Annotated in this window: 15 protein-coding genes; 5 read left to right on the top strand and 10 right to left on the bottom strand. The window is 71.1% G+C overall.

What is annotated here, in order from left to right:
- Positions 1-67: 67 nt before the first annotated feature.
- The 4 genes from IE134_RS26615 to IE134_RS26600 all read right to left on the bottom strand — a co-directional run bounded on the left by IE134_RS26615 (position 68) and on the right by IE134_RS26600 (position 4,205).
- Positions 68-796 carry a hypothetical protein gene (locus IE134_RS26615; protein WP_030719027.1) on the bottom strand — a complete coding sequence of 243 codons (729 nt, stop codon included), beginning with the start codon at positions 794-796 and terminating at the stop codon, positions 68-70.
- Positions 797-848: 52 nt separating this feature from the next.
- Positions 849-1,691: an ABC transporter permease gene (locus IE134_RS26610; protein WP_030719024.1), complete on the bottom strand. Its 843-nt coding sequence runs from the start codon at positions 1,689-1,691 to the stop codon at positions 849-851.
- Positions 1,692-1,833: 142 nt separating this feature from the next.
- Complete coding sequence (locus IE134_RS26605; RefSeq protein WP_189431957.1) at positions 1,834-2,817, bottom strand: ABC transporter ATP-binding protein; 984 nt, start codon at positions 2,815-2,817, stop codon at positions 1,834-1,836.
- Between the two features lie 128 nt (positions 2,818-2,945).
- Positions 2,946-4,205, bottom strand: coding sequence for an NYN domain-containing protein (locus tag IE134_RS26600; RefSeq protein ID WP_030719018.1), 1,260 nt, complete (start codon positions 4,203-4,205; stop codon positions 2,946-2,948).
- Between the two features lie 291 nt (positions 4,206-4,496).
- Between IE134_RS26600 and IE134_RS26595 the strand changes: the two genes are divergently transcribed.
- The gene (locus tag IE134_RS26595) at positions 4,497-4,676 is read left to right on the top strand and encodes a hypothetical protein (protein WP_010057923.1); all 180 of its coding nucleotides are present in this window, start codon (positions 4,497-4,499) and stop codon (positions 4,674-4,676) included.
- A 95-nt stretch (positions 4,677-4,771) separates the two neighbouring features.
- Here the strand turns inward: IE134_RS26595 and dnaE are convergent, their stop codons facing one another.
- The gene (gene dnaE / locus IE134_RS26590; protein WP_189431943.1) at positions 4,772-8,308 is read right to left on the bottom strand and encodes a DNA polymerase III subunit alpha; all 3,537 of its coding nucleotides are present in this window, start codon (positions 8,306-8,308) and stop codon (positions 4,772-4,774) included.
- A gap of 203 nt (positions 8,309-8,511) precedes the next feature.
- On the opposite strand from dnaE, the gene IE134_RS26585 reads away from it, so the two are divergent.
- From IE134_RS26585 to IE134_RS26575, 3 genes are all read left to right on the top strand, one after another.
- Positions 8,512-9,837: a DUF2252 domain-containing protein gene (locus tag IE134_RS26585; RefSeq protein ID WP_030719012.1), complete on the top strand. Its 1,326-nt coding sequence runs from the start codon at positions 8,512-8,514 to the stop codon at positions 9,835-9,837.
- A gap of 99 nt (positions 9,838-9,936) precedes the next feature.
- Complete coding sequence (locus IE134_RS26580) at positions 9,937-10,665, top strand: hypothetical protein (protein WP_030719009.1); 729 nt, start codon at positions 9,937-9,939, stop codon at positions 10,663-10,665.
- Between the two features lie 66 nt (positions 10,666-10,731).
- Positions 10,732-11,547 carry a DsbA family protein gene (locus tag IE134_RS26575; RefSeq protein ID WP_030719006.1) on the top strand — a complete coding sequence of 272 codons (816 nt, stop codon included), beginning with the start codon at positions 10,732-10,734 and terminating at the stop codon, positions 11,545-11,547.
- Positions 11,548-11,642: 95 nt separating this feature from the next.
- On the opposite strand, the gene IE134_RS26570 is transcribed toward IE134_RS26575, so the two are convergent.
- On the bottom strand, positions 11,643-12,221 hold the full coding sequence (locus IE134_RS26570; protein WP_030719002.1) for a dienelactone hydrolase family protein: 579 nt from the start codon (positions 12,219-12,221) through the stop codon (positions 11,643-11,645).
- 52 nt (positions 12,222-12,273) lie between these two features.
- Here IE134_RS26570 and IE134_RS26565 point away from each other — a divergent pair, with 52 nt between their 5' ends.
- Complete coding sequence (locus IE134_RS26565; RefSeq protein WP_030719000.1) at positions 12,274-13,428, top strand: mechanosensitive ion channel family protein; 1,155 nt, start codon at positions 12,274-12,276, stop codon at positions 13,426-13,428.
- Positions 13,429-13,454: 26 nt separating this feature from the next.
- On the opposite strand, the gene IE134_RS26560 is transcribed toward IE134_RS26565, so the two are convergent.
- From IE134_RS26560 to lspA, 4 genes are all read right to left on the bottom strand, one after another.
- Positions 13,455-15,041 (bottom strand): Na+/H+ antiporter, encoded by a 1,587-nt coding sequence (locus tag IE134_RS26560; protein ID WP_030718998.1) that lies wholly within the window; start codon positions 15,039-15,041, stop codon positions 13,455-13,457.
- A gap of 131 nt (positions 15,042-15,172) precedes the next feature.
- Positions 15,173-15,658: a GNAT family N-acetyltransferase gene (locus IE134_RS26555; protein ID WP_030718996.1), complete on the bottom strand. Its 486-nt coding sequence runs from the start codon at positions 15,656-15,658 to the stop codon at positions 15,173-15,175.
- Positions 15,655-16,596, bottom strand: coding sequence for an RluA family pseudouridine synthase (locus IE134_RS26550; protein WP_010057911.1), 942 nt, complete (start codon positions 16,594-16,596; stop codon positions 15,655-15,657). Before IE134_RS26550 ends, IE134_RS26555 begins: the two co-directional genes overlap by 4 nt.
- Positions 16,597-16,657: 61 nt before the next feature.
- A complete protein-coding gene (gene lspA / locus IE134_RS26545; protein WP_098895794.1) occupies positions 16,658-17,248 on the bottom strand; it encodes a signal peptidase II in 591 nt (196 codons plus the stop codon).
- Between the last annotated feature and the right edge of the window lie 59 nt (positions 17,249-17,307).

Raw genomic sequence — 17,307 nt, 5'->3', positions numbered from 1 at the left:
CGGGGTCCGGGGCGGAGCCCCGGTTTCGGGAAGGGGCGGGGAGGGGAACAAGCCCGCCGCAGGCGACCTAGCCCGGCCCACCCCCACCCGCAGGCGACGACGGCGACGCCCCCGAACCGGACCCCGGCCCCGCCAGGGGCCCCTGCACCGGCCCCTGGTAATACGACCAGTCCGGCTCCACATCCCGCGGCCCGAACGCCGCCGTCAGCAGCAGATGGATCCCCATCGCCGCGAACGGCCACGCCAGCACCGCCACCCACACCGTGTGCAGCTCCAGCGGGGCGTCGAACGTCACGCCCTGCCCCGCCTCCCGGGCCCGCCCCACCACGTCGGACGACGGCCCCAGCCAGATACCGACCCGCCACGCGATCAGCGAGGCCAGCAGCGCGCCCAGCGCCAGACCGACGACCACGAGGACGCCCCCGCGCCGCAGCCGCCAGAAGACGAGGGCCGCCGAGAGCACGCCGAAGCCGATGGCCAGCAGGACGAACGTGCCGTCCGCCCCGATCGCCTCCTCGCCCTCGCTGTTCTTGAGGAAGACCGCCGTGTCGTCGGAGACCAGCGGAACGCGCGGCGCGAGCCACAGCCACAGCAGCCCGAGGGCGATGCCCGAGACCGCGACGAGGGCGGCGACGACAGCGGCCTGACGGAGCTCCGTGGCCGTGTCCGGGTCGTCCGGCGCACCCGGGGAGGGCACGAGGTGGGAGCCCGAGGGCGGGGCCTGCCAGGGATCGTGGGGGCCGGGCTGGTGAGGCGGCGTCAGAGGTGCGGTCACCGTGCCATCGTGCCAGGCCACCCTGTGAGGCGCCTCACCGGATACCGCACCCGTGCCCGCAGGCCCCGCGACGCTACCGTACGGCGGCCCGCCGGTACGCCCACGTCGCCACGGCCAGCGAGAGCACCCCCACCGCCGCGCAGATCGCGAGGAAGAAGGCGATGATCCCCCAGTCCGGGCGGGCGTCGAAGGACCGGGCCAGCGCCTCGACCCCGTACGTCGAGGGCAGCAGGTCGCGTGCCCACCCCACCGGCTGCGGCAGCCGCTCGGCCGGCAGCACTCCGAGGAGCAGGGCGGCGGACATCCCCAGCTGGCCCAGCAGGGTCGCCAGCTCCGGGCGCGGGGCGAGCAGCCCGAGGGCCGCGCCGAGCCCGGCCAGGGCGGCGCCGGAGAGCGGGATGACGGCGACCAGGACCCACAGGTGCGTCATCGGCAGCTGGAACAGCACGCTCCCGGTGATCGCGGTGAAGACCGTGCCGGGCACGGTGAACGAGGCGTACGCGGCGGCCGCCCCGAGCACCACCGCGGCGGGCGGCACGGGCAGCGTGGCGTAGTGGTCGAGCCCGCCGCTCGCCCGCAGCTGCCCGAAGTACTGGGCGAGCAGGTTGAGCGCGACGAACGCGACGACCAGGACGCTGGATCCCGCGACCACGGCACGGGCCTCCGCGCCCCCGTCCACGACGCCCCGCATCAGGATCATGATCCCGACGGACTGGAAGGTCGCCACGAAGAGCAGCGGAATCCGGGCGACGCGCGCCCGGGAGAGCTGGGCGCGGTAGACGGCTGCCAGCGAGGGCAGCAGCCGGGCGCGCGGGGCGAGGGGCGCCGCGACGGTACAGGCGGGGCCGGTGTCGGAGGAGCCGGGCGCGGGCCGGGTACGCGTCGCCGCGGTCCTGGCCGGAATGATGCTCGTCACCTGAGGCCGCTCCCCTTAGACACATCCACCACGTCAAACACATCCAGCACGTTCAGTACGTCCGGTCCGGGGAACTCGCCCCGCCCGTCGAGTACGTCCCCCGCGCCCGGCGCGTTCACGTTCCCGACCACACGTACGCCTCTCACGCCTTCACCAGCCCCTCGGTCGCATCGCCGGCGTCTCCCCCGAGCGCGAGGTAGACATCTTCCAGGCTGGGGGTGGCCAGGGTGAAATCGTCGAGCGCGGCGAAGGCCGCGCCGCCCGTCACCGCGGCGACCGCGGCCCGCGCCTCGTCCGGCCCGAGCCGCAGCACCCAGCGCCGTCCGGACTCCTGGGCGGACGGCCGCAGCGCCGCCACCTCGGGGACGTCCAGCGGGGCGCGTTCGCGCCAGACCAGCTCGACGCGGACCTCCCCGGCGACCCGTTCCTTGAGTCCGGCGGGGGTGTCGCACGCGATGACCCGGCCGCGTTCGAGGACGGCGACCCGGTCGAGGACGGTCTCGGCCTCGATGACGTTGTGGGTGACCAGCAGGACCGTGGCCCCGCGCTCCGCCCGGCGGCGGTCGACGGCGGCCCAGACGGCGCGGCGGGCGACCGGGTCCATGCCGGTGGTCGGTTCGTCGAGGACCAGGACGGGCCGGTCGCCGACCAGGGTGGCGGCGAAGCAGGCGAGCCGGCGCTGACCGCCGGAGAGCTTCTTCAGGGGCCGCCCGGCGATCGCGGTGAGGCCCAGCTCCTCCAGGACGGCGTCGCGCTCGGCTCGGGCCTCCTGGAGGGGGAGGCCGCGCAGCCGGCCGGTGGTCTCGGCGGCGAGGGAGACGGTCAGTTCGTCGAGGGCGGTGGACTCCTGCCCGAGATAGCCGATCAGCCGTGAGGCCCGCTCGGGGTGACGTACGAGGTCGTGGCCCAGCACCTCGACGCTGCCGGAGTCGGGCCGCATCAGCCCGGTGAGCTGGCGGACCAGGGTCGACTTGCCGGCGCCGTTGGGGCCGAGCAGTCCGAAGATCTCGCCGCGCTCGACGTCCAGGCGGATGCCGTCCGTGGCGCGGACCTCGGGGGTCGCGGGTGCGCCCCGGCGAGCCCGGGTCGCAGGGTAGGTCTTGACCAGATCGCGCACCGCGCACACGGTGCCGGTGTCCCGCTGCGCCTGTGCTGTGCCCGTACTCACGAGGTATGAGGGTACGGGGTCACATGCCCCGGTTCGCGCCCGGGGCCACCCCGCGTCGCCGCCCGGGAGGACGGCGGCTCCACCCCCTACTCCCCCGCCGGTACGTGCTCGGCGGCGGCCCGTACGTCGATCTCCCGCCAGAAGCCGGCCCGGATCGCGTAGCGGTCGTGCTCGTCGATCTGGTCGTCCTTGTGGGCGAGGAGTCCGAAGCGGGCCGCGTACCGCAGGAGTTCACCGTCGATCCGGTGCGGGATGCGCGGGTACATGGTGGAGAGCTTCTGCAGGTGGACGCTTTCCGGGAGGCGCTCCATCCAGCGGCGGGCGAAGACCTGGCCCACTTCGAAGGGGTCGCCGCCGACGGTGGTGATGTCCTCCTCGCGGTCGGCCCAGCGCTGTTCGGCGCTGGTGACCTGGGCGAGGGTCGGCAGGGACGCGGTCTCGGCGGGCTCGCCGAGAGGGCCACCGCGCTCCACCCACCCTTTGTCGGAGGACCAGCGCAGTGTGGCGCTCGCGGGCTGGGCCGGCTGCTGGCGGTCCGGGTGGGTGGCGTGGGCGCGCAGTGCGGCCAGGTCCTTGGGGGTCGGCACGCCCTTGTGGCCGGTCGTGGGCGTGCCGGTGGCGGCGGGTGCGTTCTCGGCCGGATCCGGTGTGCCCGAACGGGCGGCGGCGGCCTGGGCCTCGGAGGCGCGTTCGGCGGAGGCGGCGAGGGCGGCCTCGGGCAGCGGTGCGGAGAGGATCGCGGCGATCTCGGGGCGGGTGGCGGGCTGCGGGGCGCAGGCGCCGCCGAGGTCCTTGGCGCGTACGGCCTTGGTGATCCAGGCCCGGTCGAGGACGCGCCGTTCGTCGGCCTCGGCGACCAGGTCCTCGGACTGGTTGTAGTCGCCGTCGGCGGCCTGGACGGCCCAGAGGTGGACGGCGACCCCGTGTTCCTTGGCGGACATCAGGCCGGGCAGCAGATCGCCGTCGCCGGTCACCAGGACCACATCCGAGCAGGCCCGGTTCCTGGCCAGTTCGGTGAGCTCGGCGTGCATGGCGGCGTCGACGCCCTTCTGGGCCCAGCGTCCGTCGCTGCGGGTCAGGGCGCCGAGCCGTACGGTCACCCGGGGCATCACGCGGAGCCTGCGGTGCTCGGGCTGGGGCACCCGGTCGGGGGCGCCGTCGAACCAGTAGATGCGCAGCAGGGGCTGCTGGGTGTCGGCCTCGGCCCGCTCGCGCAGTCCCTGGATGAGGGCGGCGTGGTCGACGGTGATGCGGGAACGGGCGGGCTCTCCGGCCAGCAGACTCGCGGCTGCGCCCAGCAAGTAGCCGGCGTCCACCAGGACGACGCAACGGTCCACGGGTTCCACCCTCTTCCAGAACTCGGGAACGGTTCAGCGGCCCGTTCCTCGATGACCGGGTCCGCTTACCCAGGGTTTCCTTCGAGTCTGCCCGACCGCGCAGGGGTTAACGGCCGGAACTGGATCATCGGCGTGGCGGATCCGGAGAGGAAGCGGAAAAGGAAGGAAGAAGGTGCGCGGAAACGGGGCCACTGCGGAAACCGCTACGCACGGTAATGATCCAACATGCGGTGTTTGCGGCGCTATGTGAGTCTGACAGCGGTCCTGGCCCCCCAGGATTCCCCACAGGAGGCATTCACCATGGCCAAGAACAAGAACCGCAAGCAGGGCAGCCAGCACGACCGCGCGTCCGCGTCGGAGCGTAGCGCGGAGCAGGCCAAGTCGACGGCGTTCGAGTCCCAGAACCAGCCGCAGGCGCAGGCCCAGGGCAGCCCGTCCGACGTGGCGCGCAAGCATCAGCGACGCTTCGGCCACAACTGACCCGTCGGCCGCTTGCGGTAGTGACAGGCGTTGAAGACAGCGAGAGGGGCGTCCCGCGCAGGCGGGGCGCCCCTCTCGTCATGTCGTGCTCGGGCTCAACCGGCCAGGCAGGCCGGGCCGAGCAGCACCTTCAGGTCGCCGAAGAGGGCCGAGTCGGCCTTGACCCGGTGCCGGTCGAGGCGCAGGACGGTGGTCTTGCGGGGGCCCTGGAGCTTGATGCGTACCTCGGTGTCGCCCCGGTGGTGGCTGAGCACCTCGCCGAGGCGGGTGACCATGGGCGGGGTGATCTTCACGGTGGGGATGGTGAGGACGACCGGTGCGTTGGTCCCGGCGTTGGAGATGTCGGGGACCTGCATCTCCATGGCTACCAGCCGGGGCACGTCCTCGCGCTTGTCGAGGCGTCCCTTCACGAAGACGACGGTGTCCTCGACGAGCTGGGTGGAGACCAGCTGGTAGGTGGCGGGGAAGAACATGCACTCGATGGAGCCCGCCAGGTCCTCCACGGTGGCGATGGCCCAGGCGTTGCCCTGCTTGGTCATCTTGCGCTGGAGGCCGGAGATGATGCCGCCGACGGTGACGATGGCGCCGTCCCCGTAGTCCCCGCCGGTGAGCTGGGAGATGGAGGCGTCGGCCTTGTCGGACAGCACGTGCTCCAGTCCGAACAGCGGGTGGTCGGAGACGTACAGGCCGAGCATCTCCCGCTCCTGGGCGAGGAGGTAGGCCTTCTCCCACTCGACGTCGGAGAACTCCACGTCGAGCCCGAAGCCCGGCTCGCCGCTCTCCTCCTCGCCGCCGCCGAAGAGGTCGAACTGCCCCTCGGCCTCCTTGCGCTTGACCTGGACCACGTTGTCGATCATCGGCTCGTGATGGGCGACGAGGCCCTTGCGGGTGTGGCCCATCTCGTCGAAGGCGCCGGCCTTGATGAGCGATTCCACGGTGCGCTTGTTGCAGACGACCGCCTCGACCTTGTCGAGGAAGTCGGGGAAGGAGCTGTACTTGCCCTTCGCCTTGCGGGACCGGATGATCGAGTCGACGACGTTCTGGCCGACGTTGCGGATGGCGGTCAGGCCGAAGAGGATCACGTCGTCGCCCTGGGCGGCGAAGTTGGACAGCGACTCGTTGACGTTCGGCGGCAGCACCTTGATGCGCATGCGGCGGCACTCGTTGAGGTAGACCGCGGACTTGTCCTTGTCGTCCTTGACCGAGGTCAGCAGGGCGGCCATGTACTCGGCGGGGTAGTTCGCCTTGAGGTAGGCGGTCCAGTAGGTGACCAGGCCGTACGCCGAGGAGTGCGCCTTGTTGAACGCGTACCCGGCGAACGGCACCAGGACGTCCCAGAGCGCCTTGATCGCCGCGTCGGAGAAACCCTTCTCCTTGGCGCCCTTCTCGAAGAGGACGAAGTTCTTCGCCAGCTCCTCGGGCTTCTTCTTGCCCATCACGCGGCGCAGGATGTCGGCCTCACCGAGCGAGTACCCGGCGACGATCTGGGCGGCCTTCTGGACCTGCTCCTGGTAGACGATCAGGCCGTAGGTGAGGCCGAGGACCTCCTTGAGGGGCTCCTCCAGCTCCGGGTGGATCGGGGTGATCTCCTGGCGGCCGTTCTTGCGCTCCGCGTAGTTCGTGTGCGAGTTCATGCCCATCGGGCCCGGCCGGTAGAGGGCCGAGACGGCGGAGATGTCCTCGAAGTTGTCGGGCTGCATCTGGCGGAGCAGGGAGCGCATGGGCCCGCCGTCGAACTGGAAGACGCCGAGCGTGTCCCCGCGGCAGAGCAGTTCGTACGTCTTGGGGTCGTCCAGCGGCAGGGAGAGCATCTCCAGATCGATGCCCTTGTTGGACTTCACCATCTTGATGGCGTCGTCCATGATCGTCAGGTTGCGCAGGCCGAGGAAGTCCATCTTCAGCAGGCCGAGCGACTCGCACTGCGGGTAGTCCCACTGCGTGATGGTGACGCCGTCGGTGTGCCGGACCCAGACGGGTGCGTGGTCGACGATCGGCTCGCTGGACATGATGACGCCGGCGGCGTGCACGCCCATCTGCCGCACCAGGCCCTCGACGCCCTTGGCGGTGTCGATGACCTTCTTGACGTCCGGCTCGTTCTCGTACATCCCCCGGATCTCGCCCGCCTCGCTGTAGCGCGGGTGCTTGGGGTCGGTGATGCCGTTGAGGTCGATGCCCTTGCCGAGGACGTCGGCGGGCATGGCCTTGGTGAGCCGGTCGCCCATCGCGTACGGGTAGCCCAACACGCGGGCGGAGTCCTTGATGGCGTTCTTCGCCTTGATCTTGCCGTACGTGCCGATCATGGCGACCTTGTCGGCGCCGTACTTCTCGGTGACGTACCGGATCACCTCGACGCGCCGACGCTCGTCGAAGTCGATGTCGACATCGGGCATGGAGACGCGCTCGGGGTTGAGGAACCGCTCGAAGATCAGCCCGTGCTCGATCGGGTCGAGGTCGGTGATGCCCATGGCGTACGCCACGATCGAACCGGCCGCGGAGCCACGGCCGGGGCCGACCGCGATGCCGTTGTTCTTGGCCCACATGATGAAGTCGGCGACGACCAGGAAGTACCCCGGGAACCCCATCTGGATGATGATGTCCATCTCGTACTCGACCTGCTTCTGCCGGTCGTCGGGGACGCCGTTGGGGAAACGGCGGCCCATGCCGACCCGGACCTCCTCCTGGAACCAGGTGACCTCGGTGAAGCCGTCCGGGATCTCGAACTTCGGCATGAGGTTCTTCGCCTCGAACATGCCGGTGGTGTCGATCTGCTGGGCGACCAGGAGGGTGTTGGCGCACCCCTCCTGCCAGGCGTCGGAGGAGTCGACGGCGTACATCTCGTCCGTCGTCTTCAGGTAGTAGCCGGTGCCGTCGAAGCGGAAGCGGTCGGGGTCCGAGAGGTTCTTGCCGGTCTGGATGCAGAGCAGGGCGTCGTGGGCGGTCGCCTCGTGCGCGTACGTGTAGTGGGAGTCGTTGGTGACGAGCGGCGGGATGTTCAGCTTCTTGCCGATCTCCAGCAGCCCGTCGCGGACCCGGCGCTCGATCTCGATGCCGTGGTCCATCAGCTCCAGGAAGTACTTGCCCTCGCCGAAGATGTCCTTGTAGTCGGAGGCCGCCTGCACCGCCTCGTCGAACTGGCCGAGCCGCAGCCGGGTCTGCACCTCGCCCGAGGGGCAGCCGGTGGAGGCGAGGAGCCCCTCGGACCACTGGGAGATGGTCTCCTTGTCCATCCGGGGCCACTTCTGGAGCCAGCCCTCGGCGTACGCGTCGGAGGAGAGCCGGAAGAGGTTGTGCAGCCCCGTCTTGTTGGACGCCCAGATCGTCTTGTGGGTGTAGCCACCGGATCCGGACACGTCGTCGCGCTTCTGGTGCGGCTGTCCCCACTGCACCTTGCGCTTGTGCTTGCGCGACTCGGGGGCGACGTACGCCTCGATGCCGATGATCGGGGTGACGTCCGCCTTCTTCGCCGAGTGGAAGAAGTCGTAGGCCCCGTGGAGGTTGCCGTGGTCGGTCATCGCGATGTGCGTCATGCCCATCTCGTTGGCCGCCTCGAACATGTCCTTGAGCCGCGCCGCACCGTCCAGCAGCGAGTACTGGGTATGAACGTGCAGGTGCGTGAAGGGCGGCTTGGTCACGGCGTCGGGCCTCCGGGAAGTCGGGCGATGACGGACGGGGGGACAGCGTGGAAGTCTACGACGTGACGGAGTCGAACGACGGGCACTCCCGGCTTCCGCCGAGCGTTGGAGAGGGCGGGACGGGTGTCCGTTTTGTCATGCACTCGGTCACGTCGATCCAGGGTTCGACCCCATACGTCAGCTACCGCAGGAGGCAGTAAGAAATGTCGGAAACGCAGACCGGCGCAGCGCAGCGCGGGGAGCAGATTCTCGCCGTTTTCGACACCGCCTTCGGGGAGCTGCTGGCCGCCGATCCGGCGGCCTTCCGGGTCAAGTTCCGCAAGATGGCGAGCTCGGCCTTCGCCTTCTACCGCGGCACGGCCTGCCTGTTCTACAGCGACCTGGAGCGGGAGCGGCACGGCGGCCCGTTCCTGGACGAGCGCACGGGCCGGGTGTGGATCCACGGCGATCTGCACGCGGAGAACTTCGGCACCTACATGGACGCCAACGGCCGCCTCGTCTTCAACGTCAACGACTTCGACGAGGCGTACGTGGGCCCCTTCACCTGGGACCTGAAGCGGTTCGCCGCCTCCGTGGCGCTGATCGGTTACACGAAGGCGCTCGCCGACGAGCAGATCACCGAGCTGGTCGGGATCTTCGCCACGTCCTACCGCGAGCGGATCCGCGCGCTGGCGACGGGCGCGAAGAACGACGAGGTGCCGCCGTTCACGCTGGACACCGCGGACGGCCCGCTGCTGGGCGCGCTGCGCGCCGCCCGCTCGCGCACCCGGTTCTCGCTGCTGGACTCGATGACGGTGATCCGGGACTTCGAGCGCCGGTTCGCGGACGGCGGCGGGTCGATCGACCTGGACGCCGCGACGCGCTACAAGGTGCTCGCCGCGTTCGACGGCTATCTGGAGACGCTGCCGGAGTCGAGCCTCACCCGCCCCGACTCCTACCGGGTCAAGGACGTGGTGGGCCGCCGGGGCATCGGCATCGGATCGGCCGGGCTGCCCTCGTACAACATCCTTCTGGAGGGCAACAGCGACGCCCTGGAGAACGATGTGGTGATCTACCTCAAGCAGGCGCAGACCCCGGCGGTCTCCCGGCACATCACGGACGCGGCCGTGCGGGAGTACTTCCAGCACGAGGGGCACCGCACGGTGATCTCGCAGCGGGCGCTCCAGGCGCACGCGGACCCGTGGCTGGGCTGGACCGAGCTGGACGGGGCGGGCCAGCTGGTCGCCGAGGTCTCGCCGTACGCGGTCGACCTGGACTGGTCCGACATCGACGAGGTGGACGAGATCGCGGCGGTCGTCGCGGATCTGGGCCGGGCGACGGCCACGATGCACGCGGCGGCGGACGACGAGAGCGGCCACTCGCTGGTGCCGTTCTCCACGGAGCGGGCGATCGACGCGGCCATCGCGGCCGACGAGGAGGGCTTCGCGCCGCTGCTGGTCGACTTCGCCCACAGCTACGGGGCGCGGGCCCGTGCGGACCACCAGATCTTCGTGGACCTCTTCCGCAACGGGAAGATCCCGGGCCTGTAGGGCGAGAGCCCCGGGGCGCCCCCGGAATCTTCGGCGTCCCGGGGACTCTCAGCCTCTTTTAAGGTCCGCTTACCTCCACGCATGACACACTTTCCGGCGATGGACATCTCAGGGACGCAGCTCAGGGTCGCGCGCGCGGCGGTCTTCACCGCGCTCGTCGTCACCCTGTCCACGGCGTCCCACGTGCTGCTCTCCGGAGTGCCGCTGCCGCTGACCGCGGTCGGCCTGCTGGCCGCCGCGGTCTTCGCCGTGGCCTATGCGCTGGCCGGCCGGGAGCGCGGCTTCGGGGCGATCGCGGGGCTGCTGGTCCCGCTGGAGCTGGCCGCCGACACGCTCTTCACCACGGGCCAGAACCTCTGTTACGGGGCGGCCGGCGGCCCGGTCGCCGGCCCGCTGCGCGCGGTGGGCTTCGACGTCCTGTGCGGCGGCGGCGAGGTCGGCACGGGCGGGGCCCGGATCGCGGGCGTCGGCGCGGTGGGCACCCCGCTGGCCGATGTGGCCGGTGCGGGCGACCGCGCCGCGGCCCTCCTCGCCCAGCCCGGCCCCGCGGTGCCGTGGCTGCTGCTCGCCGCGCATGTGGCGGTCGGGCTACTCGCCGCGGCCTGGCTGCGGCGCGGCGAGGCGGCCCTGGCCGGGCTGGTGCGCGCGGCGGCCCTGCTGGCGTTCCGGCCGCTGCTGACCGCGGTCGCCGTGGTCCGCGCGGGGGTCCGGGCCGCGGCCCGCCGCTCCCGGCCCGCCGGGCGTCCGCACCCGCCGCTGACCGCCCGTTTCCTCGTGCACTGTGTGGGACGCAGGGGCCCGCCGCTCGCGCTGTACGCCGCTGCCTGAGGGCACGGCGACGCGACGACGGCACCACCGCCCACTCCCCACACACGTACGGCACGGAGAACTGACATGAGCAACCGCAACAGCCAGGCGAACAAGGCAGCGGCCCGCGAGCGGCTGCGCGCCGAGCGCGAGCGCCAGGCGAAGAAGGACAAGTCCCGCAAGCAGCTCGTCGTCGCGGGCTCGGTCGTCGCGGCCCTCGCCGTGATCGGCGGCATCAGCTACGGCGTGATGCAGCTGAACAAGCCGGACGCCTGGGAGGCGGCCGCCGACGCGAAGAACGTCACCGCGCCGAAGAACACCTCGGGCAAGGACGGCACCACCGTGGTCGTCGGCAAGCCGAGCGCGAAGAAGACCCTGGAGCTGTACGAGGACTCGCGCTGCCCGGTCTGCGCCACGTTCGAGCAGGGCGTCGGCGAGACCGTCTCGAAGGACGTCGAGGCCGGCAAGTACAAGGTCCAGTACGTCGGCGCGACCTTCATCGACAACACCGACAACGGCCAGGGCTCCAAGAACGCCCTGAGCGCGCTCGGTGCGGCGCTGGACGTCAGCCCCGAGGCCTTCCTGGAGTACAAGGCCGCGCTGTACTCGGCGAAGTTCCACCCCGAGGAGAGCGACGACAAGTTCGCCAAGGACAGCTACCTCATCGAGGTCGCCGACTCCGTGGACGCGCTGAAGGGGAACAAGGACTTCCAGAAGAACGTCGAGGACGGCACGTACGACGCCTGGGCGATGAAGATGTCCAAGACCTTCGACAGCAGCGGGGTTCAGGGCACGCCGACGCTGAAGATGGACGACAAGAAGATCACGGCCGAGGGCAGCGAGAACGCCCCGATGACGGCCGCCGAGTTCACGAAGGCCATCGACAAGGCGCTCAAGGCGTAACGCCCCACAGCTCCGTGGAACCCGGCGTTTCCGGGCGGTCGGACCGCCCGGGAACGCCGGGTTCCACGCGTTTCACCGGTGGCCGGGAAGACGGACTACAGCGTGGCCAGGAAGCCGAGCGCGACCTTCCAGGTCTGCTCGGCGGCCGCCTGGTCGTAGTCGTGCAGATCGGGGTCGGTGAACAGGTGCCCGGCCCCGGGGTAGCGGTAGATCTCCACGTCCGCGCCGGTGCGCTGCATCTGGAGATACCAGCTGTTCAGCCAGTCGTGGGACTCGAAGGGGTCCGGGTCCGCGACGTGCAGCTGGACGGGAAGCTCGTCCACCGTGGCGTTCTCGGCGATGTCCGAGGTGCCGTGGAACAGCAGCAGCCCCCGGGCCTTCGCGTCCCCGAGCGCCAGGGTCTGCGCGGTCGCCGCGCCGAGGGAGAAGCCGGCGTAGACGAGCCCCTGGTCGGAGTAGGGCGCGGCGGCCAGCACGGCCCGCTTGAGCAGTTCGTCCTTGCCGACCTCCTCCTTGTACGCCATGCCCTCTTCCACCGAGTCGAAGGTGTGCCCCTCGAAGAGATCGGGCACGCGCACCTCATGGCCGGCGTCCTTGAGGCGCGCGGCCGCGGCGTGCACGGCGGGCGTGAGCCCGTACGTCGAGTGGAAGAGCATGATGTTCATGGGCCCCATGGTGCCAGTTCGCACCCTCTGAGGGCCGCTCAACGGCTGGGAGGACGAGGGAATGGAGAGCGTGCTGCGCCCGCTGATCGTCATCGGCGGATCCGTGGTGATCACCCTGCTGATCGGCTGGCTGGTCGACGTGCTGCTGCGGCGGGCCGACAGCCGGCACCACGAGACCCCGTTGTGGGGGCTGCTGCGGCGCTGCCGGCCTCCCTTGCAGGTGGTGGTCATCACGGCGCTGCTGCGCGGCAGCTACCGCGCGACGAAGATCGACTGGGTGCGGGACCACCGGGCCGGAATCGGCCAGGTCCTCACCCTGGTGCTGATCGGCGCCTCGGCATGGCTCGTGGTGCGGATAGCGGCGACGGTCGTGGAGGCGAGCTACTCGCGCTACGCCACGGGCACCCGCGATCCCGCCCGGGTCCGCCGGGTCCGGACGCAGGTGACGCTGATCCAGCGGGTCGTCATAGCGGTCGTGACGGTGGTGGCGATCGCGGCGATGCTGCTGACGTTCCCCCCGATGCGAGGGGTCGGTACGTCGATGCTGGCCTCGGCCGGTCTGCTCGGCATCGTCGCGGGCGTCGCCGCCCAGTCGACGCTGGGCAATCTCTTCGCCGGGCTCCAGATCGCGTTCGGCGACATGGTGCGGATCGGCGACACCGTGGTGGTGGACGGCGAGTGGGGCACGATCGACGAGATCACCCTGACGTTCCTGGCGGTACGGACCTGGGACGAGCGGCGGATCACGATGCCGGTCTCGTACTTCACCAGCCAGCCGTTCGAGAACTGGTCGCGCGGCGGGGTGCAGATGACCGGCACGGTCTTCTTCCACCTCGACCACTCCGCGCCGGTGGCCGCGATGCGGGAGAAGCTGCGGGAGATCCTCGGTGACATCGCGGCCTGGGACGGCCGCGACTGGTCGCTGGCGGTCACGGACACGACGCCGTCCACGATCCAGGTACGGGCCGTGGTCACGGCGAAGGACGCGGACGACATCTGGACGGTGCGCTGCGCGGTGCGCGAGCAGCTGATCGGCTGGCTGCGCGACCACCATCCGTACGCGCTGCCGCGGATCGCCACCGCGCCCGCCGCGCTGCCGCCGGGCGAGCAGTGGGCGGAGCTGACGGGAGCGAGGGCGGGCCGGGCGGGCCGCAACGGATCGGCGCCGCCCGCCGACCGGGACGACGCCAAGGCCCCGCGCACGGGCCGCGGCTGAGAACGGCGACCCGGCGGCTCACCTGCTCACCGCAGGGAGCGGAAGTCCAGATACCGCAGCACCCGGTCCACTACCTCCGGGTCGGAGCCGGGTTCGCTGCGCGCGGAGAGCACCTCGTGGCGGGCGGCCGACATCATCTCGCGCTGGACCCGGCTGATCGCCTTGAAGCGTTTCGCCCGCTGGGCGTAGGCCTCGCGCCGCTCCTCGTCGATCATGTCGGGGCTGATCCGGGCGCCGATGTCGTACGCGGCGCGCTGGAGCCGCTCCACGACCTCCTCGGGGAACTCCTCGACCTCCTGGATCTCCTTGAGCCGGTACTTGGCGGCCTTGGCGGCCCGGATCGCGAGGTCCCGCTCCAGGGCCTCCTCGGCGGCTGTGTCGGCCCGGACCTTCAGCTTCCGCACCAGCCAGGGGAGGGTGAGTCCCTGGAAGACCAGGGTGGCCATGATCACGGCGAACGCGATGAAGATGATCTCCTCGCGGCCGGGGAAGGGCTGCCCGCCGTCGGTCTCCAGCGGGATCGCCAGCGCCAGGGCGACGGAGGCCACCCCGCGCATCCCGGCCCACCACATCACGACGGTCTCCCGCCAGCTGGTCGGGATCTCCTCGCTGACGTCCCGCCGGGTGTGGAGCCGCTTGGCCAGCCAGGTCGCGGGCAGCAGCCACAGCAGCCGTACGCCGACGACGACGGCGACGATCGCGAGCCCCCAGCCGACCATCTCCAGGGCGTGGCCGTCGGCGGTGCCGAACACGGTGTGAAGTTCCAGCCCGATCAGCCCGAAGGCGACGCCGGTGACGAGGGTGTCGACGATGTCCCAGAAGGTACGTCCGGTGAGGCGGCCCAGCACGTCGTCGGCGTCGGCGGTGTGCTCGGCGAGGAAGAGCGCGACGGTCAGGACGGCCAGCACGCCGGAGCCCTCCAGCTCCTCCGCGAGGACGTAGGCGACGAAGGGCACCAGCAGGGTCAGTCCGACCTGGAGCGTGGCGTCGCCTAGCAGGTTCATCAGCTTGATGGTGAGCCAGCCGAGCGCGAGGCCGACGGCGACCGCGACGACGGCGGAGAGGATCAGCAGCCCGAAGGCCTCGGGGAGCGAGAAGGTGCCGCTGACGGCGGCGGCGATGGCCACGTGGTAGAGCACGATGGCGGTCACGTCGTTGAAGAGCCCCTCGCCCTCCAGGATCGACACCAGCCGGCGCGGCAGCCCCACCGAGCCCGCGACGGCCGTCGCCGCGACCGGGTCGGGCGGGGCGACGAGCGCGCCGAGCGCGACGGCGGCGGCGATCGGCAGCCCCGGCACGATCGAGTTGGCGACCGCGGCGACGGCGGCCGTGGTGACGAAGACGAGGGCCACGGCCAGCAGGAAGATCGGGCGTTTGTTGGCGGCGAACTGCCGCCAGGAGGTGCGCTGGACGGTGGCGTAGAGCAGCGGCGGAAGCAGCGCGGGGAGGATGATCTCCGGCGGGATGTCGACGTTCGGGACGAACGGCGTGAACGCCATCGCGATGCCCGCGAGCGTCATCAGCACCGGCGCGGGCAGCCCCAGCCGGTCGCCGAGCGGCACCGTGACCACGGCTCCGAGCAGCAGCAGGAGCAGCAGGGCCATCTGTTCCACGGAGGGGCCTTCCGGAGCGTGCGGGTCCGGCAGGTCACGAGCGGCCGAACAGGGCTTCCACCCTGCCACGCGGGGTGCGCGTTTCCGCAGATACCCCCCGGGACCCGGCCGATCCCCCCGGTTTCCGGCGCTCAGGCCGGGCGGATCTCCCGCCGCATGGCCCGGTGCGGCATGCCCGCGTCGGGGAACTCGGGGCCGTACGCGACATAGCCGAGCCGCTCGTAGAAGCCGAGGGCGTGGGTCTGGGCGTGCAGGTCGACGGCGGCGAGGCCGAGCGTGCGCGCCTCGTCCTCGATGGCCCGGACGAGGGCGGCGCCGACGCCGAGGCCGCGGGCCTCGCGGCTCACGGCGAGCCGGCCGAGCGAGCCGGCGGTGAGGTCGCCGCCGGTCTTCCCGGCCGCGTCCGCGCCGTACAGCAGCCGTCCGGTGCCGAGCGCGGTGCCGTCCGCCGCGACGGCCAGGACATGCACGGCGGTCGCGTCGTAGGCGTCGTACTCCAGCTCCTCGGGCACGTTCTGCTCGCCGACGAAGACGTCCTTGCGGACCTGGAAGCAGGCCTGGAGGTCGCTCTCCTCAATGGCCCGGCGCGTGCTGTACGGGGTGGGCCCGGCGGTCACTGGCTCTCCGCGGAGATGGTGTCGAGGGCGTGCTGGAGGTCGGCCGGGTAGCCGCTGGAGAACTCCACCCAGCTCCCGTCGGCCGGGTGCTCGAAGCCCAGGCGGACGGCGTGCAGCCACTGCCGGGTCAGCCCCAGGCGCTTGGCCAGCGTCGGGTCGGCGCCGTAGGTGAGGTCGCCGACACAGGGGTGGCGGTGGGCGGACATGTGGACCCGGATCTGGTGGGTGCGGCCGGTCTCCAGCTTGATGTCGAGGAGACTGGCGGCGCGGTAGGCCTCGATCAGGTCGTAGTGGGTCACCGACGGCTTGCCCTCGGCGGTGACCGCCCACTTGTAGTCGTGGTTGGGGTGGCGGCCGATGGGGGCGTCGATGGTGCCGCTCATCGGGTCCGGGTGGCCCTGGACGAGGGCGTGGTACTTCTTGTCGACGACCCGGTCGCGGAACTGGGCCTTGAGCAGGGTGTAGGCCCGCTCGGACTTGGCGACGACCATCAGGCCGGAGGTGCCGACGTCGAGGCGGTGCACGATGCCCTGGCGCTCGGCTGCGCCGGACGTCGAGATCCGGTAGCCGGCGGCGGCGAGGCCGCCGATGACGGTGGTGCCGGTCCAGCCGGGGCTGGGGTGGGCGGCGACGCCGACCGGCTTCATGATGACGACGATGTCGTCGTCATCATGGACGATCTCCATGCCCTCGACGGGCTCGGCGACGATCTGGACGGGAGCGGGCGCCCCCGGCATCTCGACCTCCAGCCAGGCACCGCCGTGGACCCGCTCGGACTTCCCGGCCACCGAACCGTCCACCTGGACCTTCCCGGCGGCGGCCAGCTCGGCGGCCTTGGTGCGGGAGAAACCGAACATCCGGGAGATGGCGGCGTCGACGCGCTCGCCCTCCAGGCCGTCCGGTACGGGCAGGGTGCGGATCTCGGGGTGCGTACTCACCAGTCGAGTATGCCTTGCGCGGCCCGCTCCCCGCGCAGCCCGGTCAGTCCTTGCAGCCCGGTCAGTCCTTGTGGACGGTCCCGTCGGGGTCCAGGCCCTTGAAGGACAGGATCACGATGAGGATGCCGCCGCAGACGATGGCGGAGTCGGCGAGGTTGAAGACGGCGAAGTGCTTGGGGGCGATGAAGTCGACCACCGCGCCCTCGAACACGCCGGGCGCCCGGAAGAGCCGGTCGGTGAGGTTGCCGAGCGCACCGCCCAGGAGAAGACCCAGGGCGATGGCCCACGGCAGGCTGTAGAGCTTGCGGGCCAGCCGGATGATCACCACGATGACGCCGGCGGCGATGATGGTGAAGATCACGGTGAACGCCTCGCCGAACCCGAACGCGGCGCCCGCGTTCCGGATCGCCCGGAACTGCAGCCAGTCGCCGATGATGTCGATCGGCGGCTGGTGCTCCAGCTTGGCGACCACGATCATCTTCGTGACCAGGTCGAGCAGATAGGCCACGACGGCCACGCTCAGGAGAACGAGGACTTTCCGCTTGCCCCGGCCCGCGTTGACGGCGGCGTCGGCGGACGTGCTGCCGCCTTCGTCCGTGCCCTCGGCCTCGGGATTGTCCGGCGTACCGATGATGCGCTCCGCCTCTGCCACGTAAGTCCCTCAACCCTAGGTGCCTGCCTTCGGATGAGGGTACGACACACCTGTGCGGA

The organism is Streptomyces rubiginosohelvolus, from assembly GCF_014649875.1.
In the GTDB taxonomy this organism is placed as follows: domain Bacteria; phylum Actinomycetota; class Actinomycetes; order Streptomycetales; family Streptomycetaceae; genus Streptomyces; species Streptomyces rubiginosohelvolus.
Note: the sequence above shows the minus strand (reverse complement) of the source record. Positions and strands in the feature narration are given on the sequence as shown.